General features: G+C 53.9%; 11 protein-coding genes. 7 read left to right on the forward strand and 4 right to left on the reverse strand.

Annotation, left to right across the window (positions count from 1 at the left end; genetic code table 11):
• Positions 1-47: 47 nt before the first annotated feature.
• The 3 genes from OHL22_RS21350 to OHL22_RS21360 form a co-directional block, all read right to left on the reverse strand.
• The gene (locus tag OHL22_RS21350) at positions 48-1,619 is read right to left on the reverse strand and encodes a GMC oxidoreductase (RefSeq protein ID WP_263341737.1); all 1,572 of its coding nucleotides are present in this window, start codon (positions 1,617-1,619) and stop codon (positions 48-50) included.
• A 59-nt stretch (positions 1,620-1,678) separates the two neighbouring features.
• Complete coding sequence (locus OHL22_RS21355; protein ID WP_263341739.1) at positions 1,679-2,368, reverse strand: gluconate 2-dehydrogenase subunit 3 family protein; 690 nt, start codon at positions 2,366-2,368, stop codon at positions 1,679-1,681.
• Positions 2,369-2,554: 186 nt separating this feature from the next.
• Entirely contained in the window at positions 2,555-5,983 is a 3,429-nt protein-coding gene (locus OHL22_RS21360; protein ID WP_263341740.1) for an alpha-L-rhamnosidase, read from the reverse strand.
• Positions 5,984-6,312: 329 nt separating this feature from the next.
• Between OHL22_RS21360 and OHL22_RS21365 the strand changes: the two genes are divergently transcribed.
• From OHL22_RS21365 to OHL22_RS21395, 7 genes are all read left to right on the forward strand, one after another.
• On the forward strand, positions 6,313-8,556 hold the full coding sequence (locus tag OHL22_RS21365; protein ID WP_263341741.1) for a bifunctional rhamnulose-1-phosphate aldolase/short-chain dehydrogenase: 2,244 nt from the start codon (positions 6,313-6,315) through the stop codon (positions 8,554-8,556).
• Complete coding sequence (locus OHL22_RS21370; protein ID WP_263341743.1) at positions 8,553-10,010, forward strand: rhamnulokinase; 1,458 nt, start codon at positions 8,553-8,555, stop codon at positions 10,008-10,010. Before OHL22_RS21365 ends, OHL22_RS21370 begins: the two co-directional genes overlap by 4 nt.
• A 34-nt stretch (positions 10,011-10,044) precedes the next feature.
• On the forward strand, positions 10,045-10,767 hold the full coding sequence (locus tag OHL22_RS21375) for an HAD family hydrolase (RefSeq protein WP_263341744.1): 723 nt from the start codon (positions 10,045-10,047) through the stop codon (positions 10,765-10,767).
• A 251-nt stretch (positions 10,768-11,018) separates the two neighbouring features.
• Positions 11,019-12,233, forward strand: coding sequence for a threonine ammonia-lyase (locus OHL22_RS21380; RefSeq protein ID WP_263341745.1), 1,215 nt, complete (start codon positions 11,019-11,021; stop codon positions 12,231-12,233).
• A gap of 53 nt (positions 12,234-12,286) precedes the next feature.
• A complete protein-coding gene (locus tag OHL22_RS21385; protein WP_263341746.1) occupies positions 12,287-12,625 on the forward strand; it encodes an antibiotic biosynthesis monooxygenase family protein in 339 nt (112 codons plus the stop codon).
• 20 nt (positions 12,626-12,645) lie between these two features.
• Complete coding sequence (locus OHL22_RS21390) at positions 12,646-13,290, forward strand: FMN-binding negative transcriptional regulator (RefSeq protein WP_263341747.1); 645 nt, start codon at positions 12,646-12,648, stop codon at positions 13,288-13,290.
• A gap of 48 nt (positions 13,291-13,338) precedes the next feature.
• On the forward strand, positions 13,339-14,043 hold the full coding sequence (locus tag OHL22_RS21395; protein WP_263341748.1) for a GNAT family N-acetyltransferase: 705 nt from the start codon (positions 13,339-13,341) through the stop codon (positions 14,041-14,043).
• Between the two features lie 13 nt (positions 14,044-14,056).
• Here OHL22_RS21395 and OHL22_RS21400 read toward each other — a convergent pair whose 3' ends face one another.
• Positions 14,057-15,172 (reverse strand): glycoside hydrolase family 76 protein, encoded by a 1,116-nt coding sequence (locus tag OHL22_RS21400; RefSeq protein WP_263341749.1) that lies wholly within the window; start codon positions 15,170-15,172, stop codon positions 14,057-14,059.
• Between the last annotated feature and the right edge of the window lie 16 nt (positions 15,173-15,188).

The following is a 15,188-nucleotide window of genomic DNA, read 5'->3' on the forward strand; positions in this document are numbered from 1 at the left end:
GGGCTCCGTTTAGCGTGGTTGAAAGTTGGCTTACATTCCGATGCGAATTATACGTTGCCTTGACGCATCTCATCGGCCAGTTTCTCACTTGCGCGCATTGATAGAGCGAGAATCGTCATCGTTGGATTCTGCCAACCAGAACTCACGAAACTGCTGGCATCCACGATCCAGAGATTCTTATGATCATGGCTTTGGTTCCACTTGTTGAGCACGCTCGTCTTGGGATCATCTCCCATGCGGCAGGTGCCCAGTTCATGAATGCTGTATCCAGGCGGGTTGGGATCGTAGTTTTTGGCGAGTATTTCGAATCCTGCCGCTTCTGCAACCGCTGTGCAGGTATCGACCATGTCGCGAGCCATGTTGAATTCGTTGTCGGTGTACTTGGTATCGATATGCAGAACGGGTATGTCCCATGCGTCCGAGACAGTCTTATCGATGGAGACGTGATTTTCGCGGCGGCCCAGCACTTCGCCCATGATGCCGCAATAGAAACCGCTGCCATGGTAGCCTTCAAGTTTCTTGTTCAGCGCATCGCCGTACTCGGCGAAGTTGCGCGGATCCACGCCACCACCGCTTGAAAACACATTCACAGCGTAACCGCGCAGGAAGTTAGAGGCTTTGCTGTTGATATTTCGGAAGCGTGGAATGAGCGCGCCACCACCCATCAACTGCGGCGTGGACTTGCCGTCGCGTGCTTCGGGAACCGAGCAGGTGATGCCAGCGCCGTATATCTGGTCCATCAGGTAGTGACCGACGACGCCGGAGGAGTTGGCTATTCCGGAGTTAAGCAACAACCGCGTCGTTTCGAGAGTACCGCAAGCAAGCACAACAACTCTGGCCTGAACAGACATCTCGCGGCGGGAGATGCGATCGACAAAATGCGCCCGGTTGATCAGGCCTGTGTTTGGATCGGCGGTAAGCGATCGCACAACGACGTTGGGAATAGCGCGCAGCTTGCCGGTAGCGAAGGCATCGGGTAGAAGCAGGTTGACGGAACTGGCAAGACCGTCAACTCCCATTGAACTGCGAGCCTTGCAGACGGTCACTCCCTTGGCTTTGCCTGCATCGACAAAGCGCTGCATGCAGCCGGTCCATGGAGAGTTGTCGGGAACGAAATTGCCATCCGGATATTGAGGTATTCCATAAGGTCGCCCACTGACCCGGAAGATGCCTTCCACTCTCGAATAGTACGGAGCTACATCGGCGAGAGAGATGGGCCAGTCATCGCCATATCCATCATGCGATTTACCTTTGAACTCGTAATCACTCAGACGAAACGACTGACGCGACCAGAAAAGCGAACGGCCGCCAAAGAGCCGAACGCGTACCCAGTTATAGCTTTGGCCCGGTTCATAGGTATAGGGGACTTCTCTCTCATCTACCCAGGTATTGGCGTTGAATTCATTGGATTGGAAGACATGAGGAAGCTGACCGGGCTGCTTGAAACCACGATAAGGTAAAGCGTATGCAGGCTTGACCTCAGTATCTTTGTGCGTGTCCGCAACAGGACCGGCATTGAGCATCAGGCAGTTGATGCCCTTTTCTGTAAGTATCTTGGCCGCCATGCCTCCTGAGTGGCCCGAGCCAATAATGAGAACGTCTACTTTTTCTTCAGGCATGATTCCTCGAAATAGGTTTGCCTTGCGTTGGATAGCGGATGCGCCGGATCGATCGGCGACTAAGATACTTGATCGCTGTGAGCGCCCGACGAGACTTGTCGCCGCAAATCGGGATCGACCGGATACCAGTAGAGATCCAAGTTCGGAGTTCCCTCGCCTGCTTTCTTCGCGGCGTCAGCCCAAGCGTGCGAATTTTCAGTTGCGGTGCGGATATCTACCTGAACCGTTGCGATGAAATGCTCGAATGGTTCGGCGGGCGGATGATCATTCATCCACGTACTCAGGCCGGGACGAATAATCTTGTCAGCCTGACTGGGATCAAGGCTCGCGAAGGACTTCGAGAATTGTTGCTGAGCATCGGACTCCAGACGCGCCAAACCTGATCGATAGATCTGCTGTTGGTCTTCAGGAGAAATTCCGGTGAGGAAATCGAGAAACTGCGGTGTACCCGCATCAATGGCGCCCGGATGGTGTTTGTATGCTGGCTGAAACAGTTCACAGAGGCGACGCAGAGTCGCTGTCTCGGTCGGATTGAAAAATTGAGTATCTGTCTGCGCAAACGCGTCGGCAGTGAGCGGCGTAATGGGTAGCGGCTTTAGTTCCATCAGCCCACGTTCCCACGGGACTGGACCAGGAGCCGGTGTTGCCTTGTGGGGAAGAACTGGTGGAGCAGCGGGCTTTTGGGCAACAGCAGAAGCAGCGGTGACGGATGCCGCCATTAGAGTTTTTACAAAGTCGCGCCTGCGCATGCTGAATGGATTCTCCTATAAGCTACGTATTGGTCTTGCGTAGGTCTTTACAAATATCCCGGTTGGTATCGATTCCATTCACGCAGCGGATTTGCACGTTGCGGTGTCGAACAACCAGATATTTGCTGGCGTCATGAGGTTACGAGGCTCGGGGTACTGAATGCAAATGGTTCTTTCTCCGCGGCCTCACTGCACTCCTGTGACTTCAAAATCGTACGTGCCCGCAGGAACGATATAGCCACGCTCGCCGTCGCGTTGCGAAGCCTTCACCAGATTACTCTTGCTGATGAAGACGCCGCTTATTTTGTACCTCGATGCATCGGATTCAGGGAGCGCCAGCCAGCCTGTTGTATTGGCTGGGACAATCAAATGCCAATCTGCCGTGTTGCCCTCGATTTTCCAGCGGGAATGGATTGCGCCGTAGGGAGATGCATAGGTGAAATCGATACTCGATAGCTTGGAATCGAACGTCGGATGCAGATAGATGGTATGGAAGCCCGGATCACCAGCCAGCGTGTCAACGCCCGCAGCATAGCGGTAAATCCAGTCAGCGACGGCTCCGTAGGCGTAGTGGTTGTACGAGTTCATACTGGGGTCGTTACGCATCTGGTCGCCGTTCCAGCGCTCCCACATCGTTGTGGCACCGTGATCGACAAGATAGCCCCACGAGGGATATTGCGTGTTGAGCAGTAGATGATAGGCCAGATCGCGATGCCCTGTTTCTGTCAGCACAGCCAGTAAATATGGGGTGCCGAGGAAGCCCGTACCAAGCAGGCCATGGTTCGTTTCGATTTTGTTCACGAGATGCTGAGCAACTGCGGGTCGCAGCGAATCAGGCACAAGGCGCATGTGCAAAGCAAGCACATAGCCAGTCTGAGTGTCACCGCCCTTGGCTCGGGCCTCTGGATTGTTGATGACACCAAACGGAGATGCGCCAGTATCTGCTCCGGCAACGAAGCCATCCGGAGCAACGAATTCTTTTTGAAACGCAGCTTTGATCTGTTCGAAGAGTTGCGCATAATGCGCTTCGGCGTCGGCTTTTCCCAGCGTATGCGCCATCTCGCGCATGAGCGAAACGTCATAGGCCCAATACGCTGTCGCGATCAATGAGAACCGTGTTGGCCCCTCCGGGGAAAGCCAGTCACCGAATGAGATTCCTGCGTTTTTACTCCAGAGATGATCGGGATTCGTGCGCTCAATGGCATCGAGATAATGGGTCATGGCATCCCAGTTTTGCTCGACAATCTTTGTATCTCCAGTCTGCATCCAGGATGTCCAAGGGATGATGACTCCGGCATCGCTCCAGCCTGCTCCGGATTGTGAACTGGTCGTAGCAATCCCTGGTGCAAAGATTCCGAAGATGTCTCCTGCCGTCGGCCCTTCTCCGCTACCCAACTGTGTTCCGCGAACATCGGCGGAGAATTTGCGGGAGAAAGTTGTGAGATCCATGTTGAATGTGGCTGCGCGCCAGAAGACCTGCGCATCGGCAGTCCAGCCGAGGCGTTCATCGCGCTGCGGGCAATCTGTTGGCACTCCAACAAAGTTGGAACGCTGGCCCCAGAGAATGTTGCCCCAAAGCTGATTGAGCATAGGGCTGGCAGTCTTCAATTCCGCTGTAAACGGCGCATCCGTATGAAAGACGACGCCTTGTATCTGATCCACTGATGGCTTGGAAGATAAGCCTGTGAGCTCGATATAGCGGAAGCCATGAAATGTAAATTGAGGCTGAAGCACCTGCACGCCTGAGCCATTGAGGATGAAGTGATCTGTGGACTTTGCTGTGCGCAAATTCTCGGTATACAGAGTCCCATCTGCATTCAGTACCTCTCCGGTACGCACCTTCACATCGTCGCCCGCTGCACCAGAAATGCGCAGCTGTTCCACACCCGAGAACTCCTGACCGAAATCTACGATATATGTACCTGGCGTTGGCTCGGTAATCGCCCTAGCCGAAAGCATGCGTTCGATGCGTATCGGCTGGAAATCCTGTGCGCTTATCTGAACCTTTGAGAGCTCAGGCGTATGCACCTCTGCGGAATGCCAGGAGTCTGCATCGAAGCTTGCAGTGTTCCATCCAGGTTGAATACGGCGCGTATCCTGCGTTTCGCCGTCATATATCTCGGACTTGAGGATCGAAGATTCCGATGCTTGCCATGAAGAGTCGGTGACAACCCAATCGACCGAGCCATCGGTGTATTGAATGCGGAGCCGCGCGTTCAGCGACGGCGGAGCTGTACCGAACACGTTAGGCTGCTGGAACCACTCAAGCGGCGACGAATACCAGCCCGGAGCCAACAACGCACCAATTGCATTTGCGCCCTGTGCAAGCTGGGTTGTTACATCGTAGGTCTGATATTTCAGGCGCTCGCGGAAATCAGTCCAACCCGGCGCGAGCACATCGTCTCCAGCGCGCTTCCCATTCACGAAGAGCTCATACGCACCAAGCGCGGTAGCGTAAACACGTGCTGAAGCTACTGGTTTATTGATGGTGAATACACGACGAAGCGCTTTGATCGATTGCGTTGGCCAGGGATTGCCAAGTGGCTCACTCATCGGTCCGGCAGCCTGCTCGTAGGAGATGGAATCTTTGAAAGAAGAATCGAGCATGGTGGAGGTCATCCAACCAGACACCGGATGAATCGACACCTTGCAATCGCCGCCGACCTTGCTGGCGAATGTCGCAATCGATCCATCGTTGTATTGGACTGTAAGCGTGGCGCTCATCGGAGGAGCTTCACTTGTTGCCATGCCATTGGGGTTTACAACGTAGTGCGTAATCTCAACAGCGAGAGCATTGATTCCTTCCTTTAGCGCCGACGTTGCATCGACCTGTACATACTTTTTCCAGGGAAGCTGCTTCCATGGCGGCAGCGGTGCACCGATGGCTATTTTCTGACCATTAATCCATGCTGACGCTACGTCTTCTCCCGTGACGAAGAGATATGCAGAGCGAACAGACTTTTCGATGGTTACAGGCAAACGATAGGCAATATGCTGCTCTGGCTGTTTCATGCCACCAAGCTCGATGCCATCTGGAGTGGTTATCCACTGCGCATCAGCCTGTCGTACAGCAGCTTCATACCAGCTTTGATAGCCGACCCATTGCACCTGAGGTGAACCAGAATTTGAGCCTGTTGTATCGGTAAAAGCCTGCGGGTTTAACAGCCCAGTCTCCCACCAGCTTGTTTCGCTTGCAGGATAAGGATTGCCACCGCTGTCCCACGCGAGAGTACGCCAGAAGTAGCGCGTGGAAGGCGTGAGAGCTGCTCCTTTGTAGACGAGTCCAATGGAATGATCCGATTGAATCTTTCCGCTGTTCCAGATATCCGGATGCCCAGCTTTCAACAGTTCTTCATTGGAAGCAACCTGAATCTCATATGCGGTTTGCCGCGCGCCGCGTCGGCCGTCGCGAAGCTGCCAAGAGAATTGTGGAGCGCGATCGTCGATTCCGAGGGGATGCTGCAAATTGTCGACTTCCAGCTGAGCCGGAGCGGTGACACTGAGATCACTGCCGGATGGTCTCTGTGAAGCTTGCGATGTCGGAGTGAATCCGATCAATGTTCCGGTCAATGTACTGGCCAAGGCAACTTGCAAAAGAGTGACTCGAAACGGCATCCGTGCCTCTTTCCTGATTAATTCGGTTTTCGCGTGTGCAGAGTCACGGCTTGGATTAAGACCCATATTCCTGCAAGGAAATAGATTCCGTATAGGTATACGGGCCTATTCATACCATGGTCAAGACGATTCAAAAGCGCCACCTGCCTATCTGACTGGAGCATTGCCTGCTGACGGGAAGAGACGAGCTTCAATTGACGCTCTCGCCTCATACGCAAGTCAGTTCAATATTTGTATAAGAAATTATTTCCCTATTGCTTTTTCAGTTATTCTTGATTAGTACACTGGACAAGATCAAGACTGCGCGTAACAGGCAAGGGGGAATCAAAATGGCTGTCGCTGAAGTTGCTTCAACACTGAAATATCTGGAAGACCGCTGGGACGATGCGGTAGCCGCCACTCTCGATGAACCGGAGCTACTGCGTTATCGGTCAAACCTGCTTGGTTCAGATCTGCGGATTACCAATTTCGCAGGCGGCAATACAAGTTCGAAGATTCGCGAGACAGATCCTCTGACCGGCGAAGCAGTAGAAGTGATTTGGGTCAAAGGCAGCGGTGGCGACCTCGGGGGCATCAAGCGCGGTGGATTTGCAACTTTATATCTGAACAAACTACTGGCGTTCGAAGCGCAATATCGAGGGGTCGAGTTTGAAGATGAAGTAGTAGCTCTTTACCCGCTGGCCGCCTTTCGCGCCAATCCCGTAGCCGCCTCGATCGATACCCCACTCCATGGTTTCCTTCCCTTCCCGCACGTGGATCACCTGCATCCCGACTGGGGCATTGCACTGGCTGCCGCCGCGAACGGCAAGGAAAAGATGGCGGAGTTTAATCGCGAATTTAACCACAAGCTAGTCTGGATCCCATGGCAGCGGCCCGGATTTGAACTTGCAATGATGATGAAGCGGGCCGTCGTGGAAAACCCCGGATGCGATGGCATTGTTCTCGGTGGACACGGCCTTTTCACATGGGGTCAGACGCAGCGCGAATGCTACCTGAACACCATCACGGTCATCGATCAGCTTGGCCAGTTCATCAACACGCATGCGATTAAAGTCGGTAGCGCAATGTTTGGCGGCCAGACTGTTGAAGTACGTGAAGACAGGCACGCCGTAGCGACCGCGATTCTGCCCTATCTGCGCGGATGTCTGGGCGCACATCGGCGATCGATTGCCAGCTATTCGGATGCGGAAGATGTGCTCGGCTTCGTGAACTCAAAGCTGGCTCAAAATATGGCGTATCTTGGCACAAGCTGTCCGGACCATTTCATCCGCACTAAGATTCGCCCCATGTTTGTGCCGTGGAACCCGCAGGCCAACAGCACTGACAACGGGGTCGCCGCGTTAAAACAGCAGATCTCCGAATCGTTGCACACGTATCGCGCTGAATATGCGGAGTACTACAAGAAGCACGCCGTTGCTGACTCGCCCGCAATGCGCGATCCAAGCCCTAGCGTAGTGCTGATTCCCGGCATCGGCATGTTCAGCTTTGGTAAGAACAAGACCGAGGCGCGCATCGTCGGCGAGTTCTATACGAACGCCATTCATGTGATGGAGGGGGCAAGCGCCCTTGGTTACGGGTCAACCGAGATCAAGTCAGGTGACGACATGCCGCAGGCTGGACCGGCAGCGCCCAGTTCCGCGTTCTCCGTATGTAGCAACTATGTCGCACTGCCGCCATTGGAAGCTTTTCGCATCGAGTACTGGTTGCTGGAAGAAGCGAAGATTCGCAGGCAGCCTCCGGAAAAAGAGCTTAGCCGCAAGATCGCACTCGTAGTTGGCGGTGGAAGCGGGATTGGCCGCGAAGTTGCGCGCATAGCTGCAGAACGCGGAGCCCACGTCATGGTGGCTGATCGCGATACTGCCGGAGCCGAACGAGTCGCCGGCGAGTTGAAGAAGATTGCGCATCCTGAATTCGCTGGCTGGACGGGCGTTGATATCTGCGACCGTGCCACGATTCGCAAAGCGCTCGAAGCCACAATCGCCGCATTCGGCGGCATCGATCTGCTGATTAACACAGCAGCGATCTTTCCTTCTTCGCCTGACGGAGTAGTTTCAGACGCAATGTGGACCACGACTCTTGATGTCAATGTGAAGGCAAATTATCTTCTCGCGGATGAAGCAGAGAAAATCTTTAAAGATCAGGATCTGGACGGCGCGGTTGTACTTACGAGCTCGGCCAATGCGGTTGTATCCAAGCGCGGCAGCGAAGCGTATGACGTAAGCAAGGCAGCGTTGAGCCATCTGGTGCGAGAGCTTGCAATTAGCCTTGCGCCGAAGGTCCGCGTAAATGGTATCAGTCCAGCAACTGTGGTGAAGGGATCGACGATGTTTCCGCGCGACCGCGTGCGGGCTTCGCTGACCAAGTACAACATCGCATTTGACGATTCGATGAGTGACGATGAACTGCGCAATCTGCTGGCGAAGTTTTATGCCAAGCGCACGCTGACTCATCAACCGATTGAGCCAGTGGATTGCGCCGAAGCGATACTCTTTCTTGCCGGAGAAAAGACACGCTGCACCTCAGGACATCTCATTCCCGTAGATGGCGGCTTGCCTGAGGCTTTTCTTCGATGAGCAACGAGGCTACGAGCTTCGACAAGCGAGCACACGTTGCAATCGATCTTGGAGCTGAAAGCTGTCGGGTTTCTCTGCTGCAATGGCGCAATGAGGAACCTGAAGTCACGATGCTGCATCGCGTGCCTAATGGCCCTGTGGAAGATATCGGCCATCTTTACTGGCCACTGAACAGAATTCTTTCCGGTGTCGAAGAGGGGTTACGCAAAGCGGCAGACGCTGCTCCGGAAGGAATTGCATCGATCGGCGTCGACGGTTGGGCCGTAGACTATGTTCGTTTGAGTGAAGATGGCAAACCAGTATCGGCGCCATTTTGCTATCGCGATGAACGCACCGTGAGCGCGAAAACTGAGGCTGAAACACGAGTCAACGCTGGAGAGATGTTTCGCCGCACCGGGGCTCAGCCTCTTCGTATCAACACCGCCTATCAGCTTATAGCGGATCTATTGGCCGGCAACGAGAGAGAGACGCCCTGGGTTTTGCTGCCGGAATATGTGCTGCACTGGCTCGGTGGCAGACGTGTTGCGGAATACACCAATGCCACACACACCGGTCTCGTAAATGTGGAAAGCGGCGATTGGTGCGAGCGGACAATCGAGCTGCTTGGACTTTCTCTCGCTGCGGTGCCTGAAATCGTTCCATCCGGTTCAGTTGTTGGCAAGCTCTCTGGAGCGCTCACTTCCCTGCCCGCATTCGCAAGCACAGAATTGATTGCCCCGGCCTGCCATGATACGGCTTCAGCTATCGCCTCAATTGATGAACCGATAGAGCACACTGCCTATATCGTGAGTGGAACCTGGTCGCTGGTGGGAACGGTCATTGAAAAACCTGTGTGCTCAACCGAAGCTCAGCAAGCAGGATTTACCAATCAGGGTGCGGTATCTGGCGGATATTGTTTTCATCGCAATGTGAATGGCATGTGGATGCTGAAACAGTGTATGGAGCATTGGGCTGCCGAAGGACGCGTGCTGGATATCGCGGAATTGATTGCGCAGGCTGGCAACGTCGATCCGATTCCTGGCCTAATTGATGTGGATCTGCCTGAACTGCTGCTGGCAGGCAATATGTCTGCGCGCATCAATGAAGCTCTGCGGCTTGCAGGCTCAAACACTATTGACGATTCGGCGGGACATGAACCCATCTTTGCACGCGTCATTTTCGCAAGCCTCGCACATGGCTACGCCAACACATTGCGCAATCTCGAGTCGCTGACTGGACGCACATTTGAGCAGATCATGATCCTCGGCGGCGGAAGCAGAAATGCGCTGTTGCGAAAACTAACCGAAAAGAGCACTGGGCTACCAGTGATTTGCGGGGAAGTTGAAGGATCCACGATCGGCAATTTCGCAGTGCAGCTTGCAACACGCGAAGCGCAGCCCGGCACTCCTGGCTTTGCTGGGAGTGTTCGCCGATGGGCTCATCGTCTGGGATCACATAAGGAAGCTTGCGCTTAACCGAACTCCACGGGCGAATCGGTATGATGACTGTATGTCATCTCCATCCGCAAACCTGCTCAAGCTGACGGGCCAAACACTGCTGATCGATGCCGACGATACTCTATGGGAAAACAACATTTACTTTGAGCGCGCAATCGCGGCTTACATCTCTTATCTGGATCATCTGCCTCACACTCCAGAACAGGTTCGAAAGACCCTCAACCAGGTTGAGCGCGAGACGATCCTGTCTCACGGTTACGGACTGACGAGCTTTGCGCAGTCGTTGATTACATGCTTCGAGAGATTGACAGAGGTACCGATAGCTGCCGAGCACGAAGGGCAGATTCGCAGCTTTGCACAGAGCATTGCAGATCACGAGATAGAGTTGTTGCCGGGCGTGTCAGAGCTGCTTCCAAAGCTTGCAGAGCGGCACCGTCTCATACTTATGACCAAGGGATCGCAGGCGGAGCAGGCAGATAAACTTGCACGCTCAGGTTTGGCGCCTCACTTCACAGGAGTAGAGATTGTAGCGGAGAAGAATCCAGCGGCCTATCGCGAGGTAATCAACCGCTACGGTTGCGAAGCAGGCTCCACATGGATGATCGGAAACAGCCCAAAGTCGGATATCAACCCTGCTCTCGCCGCTGGTTTGCATGCCGTCTTCATCTTTCACAAAGATACGTGGGTGCTTGAGCATGCTGAGCTGTCAACTGCGCCCGATGGGCAGAAGCTGCTAGAAGTCGATTCATTCAGAGGCTTGGCGAAAATATTCTGAACAGGTCTGATCGAATCCCGGGAGACAACGCAGCTCGGTGCACGGTGCTTGACTGACTTCCCGCGGCTCTGGTCTACTGGCTATAAGTTATGCAGTACGTCATCATTTGCGCGATTCGAATTAGCGGCCCCAATTTGTTGCTGGGCGTGCGCGGGAGACGCTGCCAGAAATAGCAGAAATCAAATCTGATTGAAGGAAACAGACCACCTCCCGCAGATGCGGCGGTGGTTTTCTTGCGTTAGGAGCAAATTTTGGAATCGGTCACACTTGGCACGATTGAAGCAGCACGTGAACGTATCGGCGAAGCCATTCACCTTTCGCCCTGTCAGCTCTCCCATCACCTCACGGAGCGAATTGGCCTGCCAATTTATCTGAAGCTTGAAAATCTGCAACGCACCGGCTCGTTCAAAGAGCGGGGCGCACTGAATAAGTTGCTCACGTTGAGCGAGGAAGAGCGGGCTCGCGGCGTGATCGCTGCCTCGGCCGGTAATCACGCGCAGGGAGTGGCATTTCACGCGAACCGGCTCGGAATGCGCGCACAGATCGTGATGCCCCAGGCGACCCCTCTGGTCAAAGTGGTTTCAACTCGCGGATTCGGTGCGGAAGTCATTCTGCACGGAGCCAACTACGACGAGGCCTGCGAAGAAGCCTTGAAGCGATGCGAAGAACAGGGATTGACATTCATCCATCCTTTCGATGATCCAGTGGTTATCTCCGGCCAGGGAACCATTGGGCTTGAATTACTGGAGCAGATTCCAGATCTCGAAGCGGTAGTTGTACCCATCGGAGGCGGAGGGCTGATCGGCGGTATTGCTTGTGCTTTGAAAGAGCAGACTCCGCGAATTCAAGTGGTCGGAGTGGAGCCCGAGAAGCTGCCATCCATGCTGCGCGCGCGCGAAGCAGGTGAACCGATTACACTCGCGCCGCAGGCCACTATCGCGGACGGTATCGCCGTGCGCAGAGCGGGAGACGTTACGCTACCGCTGGTTTCGCGCTATGTCGACGAGATTGTGACAGTGGATGATGAAGAGATCGCCAGTGCGATTCTGATGCTGCTGGAGCAGGAAAAAACCCTGGCCGAGGGAGCCGGAGCTGCCGCGTTGGCTGCGCTTCTGCAGGATAAGACGCGTCTTCGCAATCGGCGCACCGCAGTTTTAGTCTGTGGTGGAAACATTGATGTAACGTTGCTGGCAAAGATCATTGCCCGCGGTCTCGTAAAAGATGGAAGATTGCTGAGAATCCGGGTTTATCTACTGGACCGGCCGGGCGCATTGCTGCAACTCACTGAGGTGCTGGCGCGCGAGCGGGCAAACATCGTGGAAACAGTCCATAACCGCGCTTACTACGGGGTCAGCCTGGGAGAGACTGTGATCGATGTGACGATTGAAACTCGTGGCGCCGCCCATATCACTGCCATCAGTCACGCACTGGCCGAGGCATATTTCCGATTCGAACGAATTATGTAAGTCACTTGAACCGACGGGAGGCTTCCGGCATACTCTGCTAGCGGGGGTGAAGAATGATTGCTCGGGTATGGCATGGCGTGACGAGCCTTGAACATGCAGATGCGTACGAGAATGAACTCAAGCCGGAACTATTACCAGGAATTAGTGCTGTCCCAGGGTATCGTGGCAGTTATCTTTTGCGTCGCCCAGTAGGAGACGAAGTCGAGTTCATTACGATTGTGCTTTTCGACTCTCTGAACCACATTCGCGCCGTGGCAGGCGAAGATTATGAAAACGCAATTGTGCCGGATATTCGACGTAAATATCTGCTGCGGTGGGATGAAAAAGCCAAACATTATGAGGTATCTGCCACTCACGGGCTGCAGGCTGGACTCGGTCTTATCGGAAGTTGATATAACTCTAAGAACAGGCTATGTATATCCCGAAGTTTAACGAGGTCACGAACCGCGGCATACTGATCGAAGCCATGAAAACGTGGCCCTTCGCCACGCTCTTCGGGCCGGATGAGAATGGACAACCAACCGCAACCCATCTTCCGCTCGTTGTGCTCGATGAGGGGGTTCACGGCGTACTCGAAGGGCATTTCGCAAAGGCAAACTCGCACTGGAAAGGGCTTGTTGGCCGCGAGACGCTTGTGGTTTTCTCAGGCCCACATAGCTATGTCTCGCCCTCGTTGTACGTTGAACGAAAATCGGTCCCTACCTGGAACTACATAGCAGTGCATGCCTACGGCAAGCTCCGGATAGTCGGGGATACAGACACAGACTTACCCGACGATTTTGCAACGAAAGACGCTCTTCTCAAGCGATTGATTGCTATACATGAACCAGCCTACGCGGCCCAATGGAGCGAACTTCCAGAAAGCTATCGCACGGGGATGCTACGCGGCATCGTCGGCTTTCACATTGAAATTGAGCGGATCGAAGGCAAGTTCAAGCTAAGCCAGAATCGCCCCGAAGAGGACCGGCAAAATGTCTATGTCGCTCATCGTGCCGGCGATCTATCACAAAAGGAGCTCGCGGACTGGATGCGGCGTTTGATACCCCGACTCGAATAGGCAAAGAAATTCTGATTCGTCTGCGATTCCGATTCATCGATCTACTACATGGATCTCTCTGAAAAGTTGCTCGACAATCCCATCTGGAATTCCCTTCGCACACATCTTGCATATTTTTCCGAGGGCGGTGAGCTAGCCCGGCGTTTTCAAGCAAAGATTGGTCCGCTGGCAGGATTAAAAGAACAGAGCACTGAAGCCTATGCGGAGCTGAGGTCGCTTCTCAAATCCGGCGAATACGGAGTTCTGTTTCTTGCCGATGAGCCTCGCCTTCCGGAAGGCTGGAAGTTGCTCAAGCATGGTCGTGGAGATCAGATGATCTGTCGCAAAACCCTGCCCGTCCCTCTTACGGGTTTTGAAATTGTACCGCTTGGCCCAAATGACGTGCCGGAGATGCTATCACTCACGCAGCTAACCGATCCGGGACCATTTCGCGAAAGAACGATTGAGCTCGGCGCATTCTTTGGCGTTCGCCAAAATGGAAGGCTTGCAGCGATGGCCGGTCAGAGGCTTTCCATGCCCGGCTTTGTCGAAGTGAGCGGAGTTTGCACGCATCCTGACTTTCGCGGACACGGTTATGCGCAGGCGCTTGTCGCTTATGTAACAGCGTTGATTCAACGCAGGGGTGACACGCCGATTCTGCATGTCTACTCGAAAAATGATTCGGCTATCCGCGTATATGAGCGGCTCGGGTATACCCGAAGATGGAGCGCTCACGTTGCAGTGATAACGCCCCTTTTCGAGGGCCAGCAGTAAAGCTACTAGCCTCTTATTTCATCGAGGCCGCGGCAACCAAAGCATCCAAAGCAGCTGTCTGTCGTGTCCCGTCTCCTGAGTCAAACGGACCCTGCCATAGAGCGCCAAACTTATGGTTGGCTCCCTGATCATGCTTCCAGATGCTTTGTGCGTTGGCATCGGCAAAATGCTTATATTTCTCATCCGGCGCGGCTTTATAGAGAGCAGCCAGATTACGTAGAAATACGCCTTTGAATTGTGGCGTGTCTTTGCCGGAAACGGTCTTTTCCTGAAGAATGCCGTCGGAGTTCGACAGTCCAGCGATTGACGCATGCGCGATGGCGTTCGCTTCGGCGATCAGGCTGGCATTGGAAACTGCCTTATTCAATTCAACAAGACCGCCGAGAATTACGCCCTGGTTATAGGTCCAGGTATTTTCGCCATTGTTGACGCATGCATGTGGATTCTTTGAATTGAGGCCATCGTTGACGAGATGCTGTCCGTTAATCATTCCGGACGCCTTGAACCATTGCCATTCCCGCTGGGCCCAATCAAGATACTTGTGCTTCTCTGCTGCATTCTGAACACGGTTTGCAAGCGCCGCCGAGAGCGAAAGGAAAAGCTCGTTGGTGATGGCGTTTTTATATGTGTGTTTCTCATCCCACCAGACACCACCGTTGCAAGTCTGATCCCACTGATCGGCGATGTTGGTGAAGATCGTTTCGGCCATCTTCAGGTATTTTTGATCGCCAGTTATGTCGTAGGTATCGACCCAGGCCAGTGCCCACCACCCCTCGTCGTCGTATGAGGCATTGAGAAAGTCGTGGGTACGATAGGCGCCGTTTGCCCGGTCAAATGTATTGCTGACGACAGAAAGATATTCACGGGTATGGCTCACGCGCGAGTAATCAACCAGCACTGTCATGGCGTTGGCTGCATTCCACCAGTCGGTGGGTTGTGCATACATACCTGTATCGTTTGAATACCAATGCTGGAGCGTTTTTACTCCGTCCGTTGCCATCTGAATGTACGTGGGAGACGAGCCAATTTCGCGTGGCTTCGCCGTTTGGGCATTGAGGAGCAGTGAGGGCAACAGAAATGCCAGAGCGATCAGTGGGAATAGCGTGTTTATTCTGCCTTGAGAAGTCATCGAAATGATTTTCTCA

Source organism: Acidicapsa dinghuensis (assembly GCF_025685685.1).
GTDB classification, from domain to species: domain Bacteria; phylum Acidobacteriota; class Terriglobia; order Terriglobales; family Acidobacteriaceae; genus Acidicapsa; species Acidicapsa dinghuensis.

Coding starts and splice junctions, on each gene's coding strand:
- OHL22_RS21400 (WP_263341749.1), bottom strand. CDS start 15,172: ATGACTTCTCAAGGCAGAATAAACACGCTATTCCCACTGATCGCTCTG.
- OHL22_RS21370 (WP_263341743.1), top strand. CDS start 8,553: ATGAGCAACGAGGCTACGAGCTTCGACAAGCGAGCACACGTTGCAATC.
- OHL22_RS21365 (WP_263341741.1), top strand. CDS start 6,313: ATGGCTGTCGCTGAAGTTGCTTCAACACTGAAATATCTGGAAGACCGC.
- OHL22_RS21375 (WP_263341744.1), top strand. CDS start 10,045: ATGTCATCTCCATCCGCAAACCTGCTCAAGCTGACGGGCCAAACACTG.
- OHL22_RS21390 (WP_263341747.1), top strand. CDS start 12,646: ATGTATATCCCGAAGTTTAACGAGGTCACGAACCGCGGCATACTGATC.
- OHL22_RS21385 (WP_263341746.1), top strand. CDS start 12,287: ATGATTGCTCGGGTATGGCATGGCGTGACGAGCCTTGAACATGCAGAT.
- OHL22_RS21360 (WP_263341740.1), bottom strand. CDS start 5,983: ATGCCGTTTCGAGTCACTCTTTTGCAAGTTGCCTTGGCCAGTACATTG.
- OHL22_RS21350 (WP_263341737.1), bottom strand. CDS start 1,619: ATGCCTGAAGAAAAAGTAGACGTTCTCATTATTGGCTCGGGCCACTCA.
- OHL22_RS21395 (WP_263341748.1), top strand. CDS start 13,339: ATGGATCTCTCTGAAAAGTTGCTCGACAATCCCATCTGGAATTCCCTT.
- OHL22_RS21355 (WP_263341739.1), bottom strand. CDS start 2,368: ATGCGCAGGCGCGACTTTGTAAAAACTCTAATGGCGGCATCCGTCACC.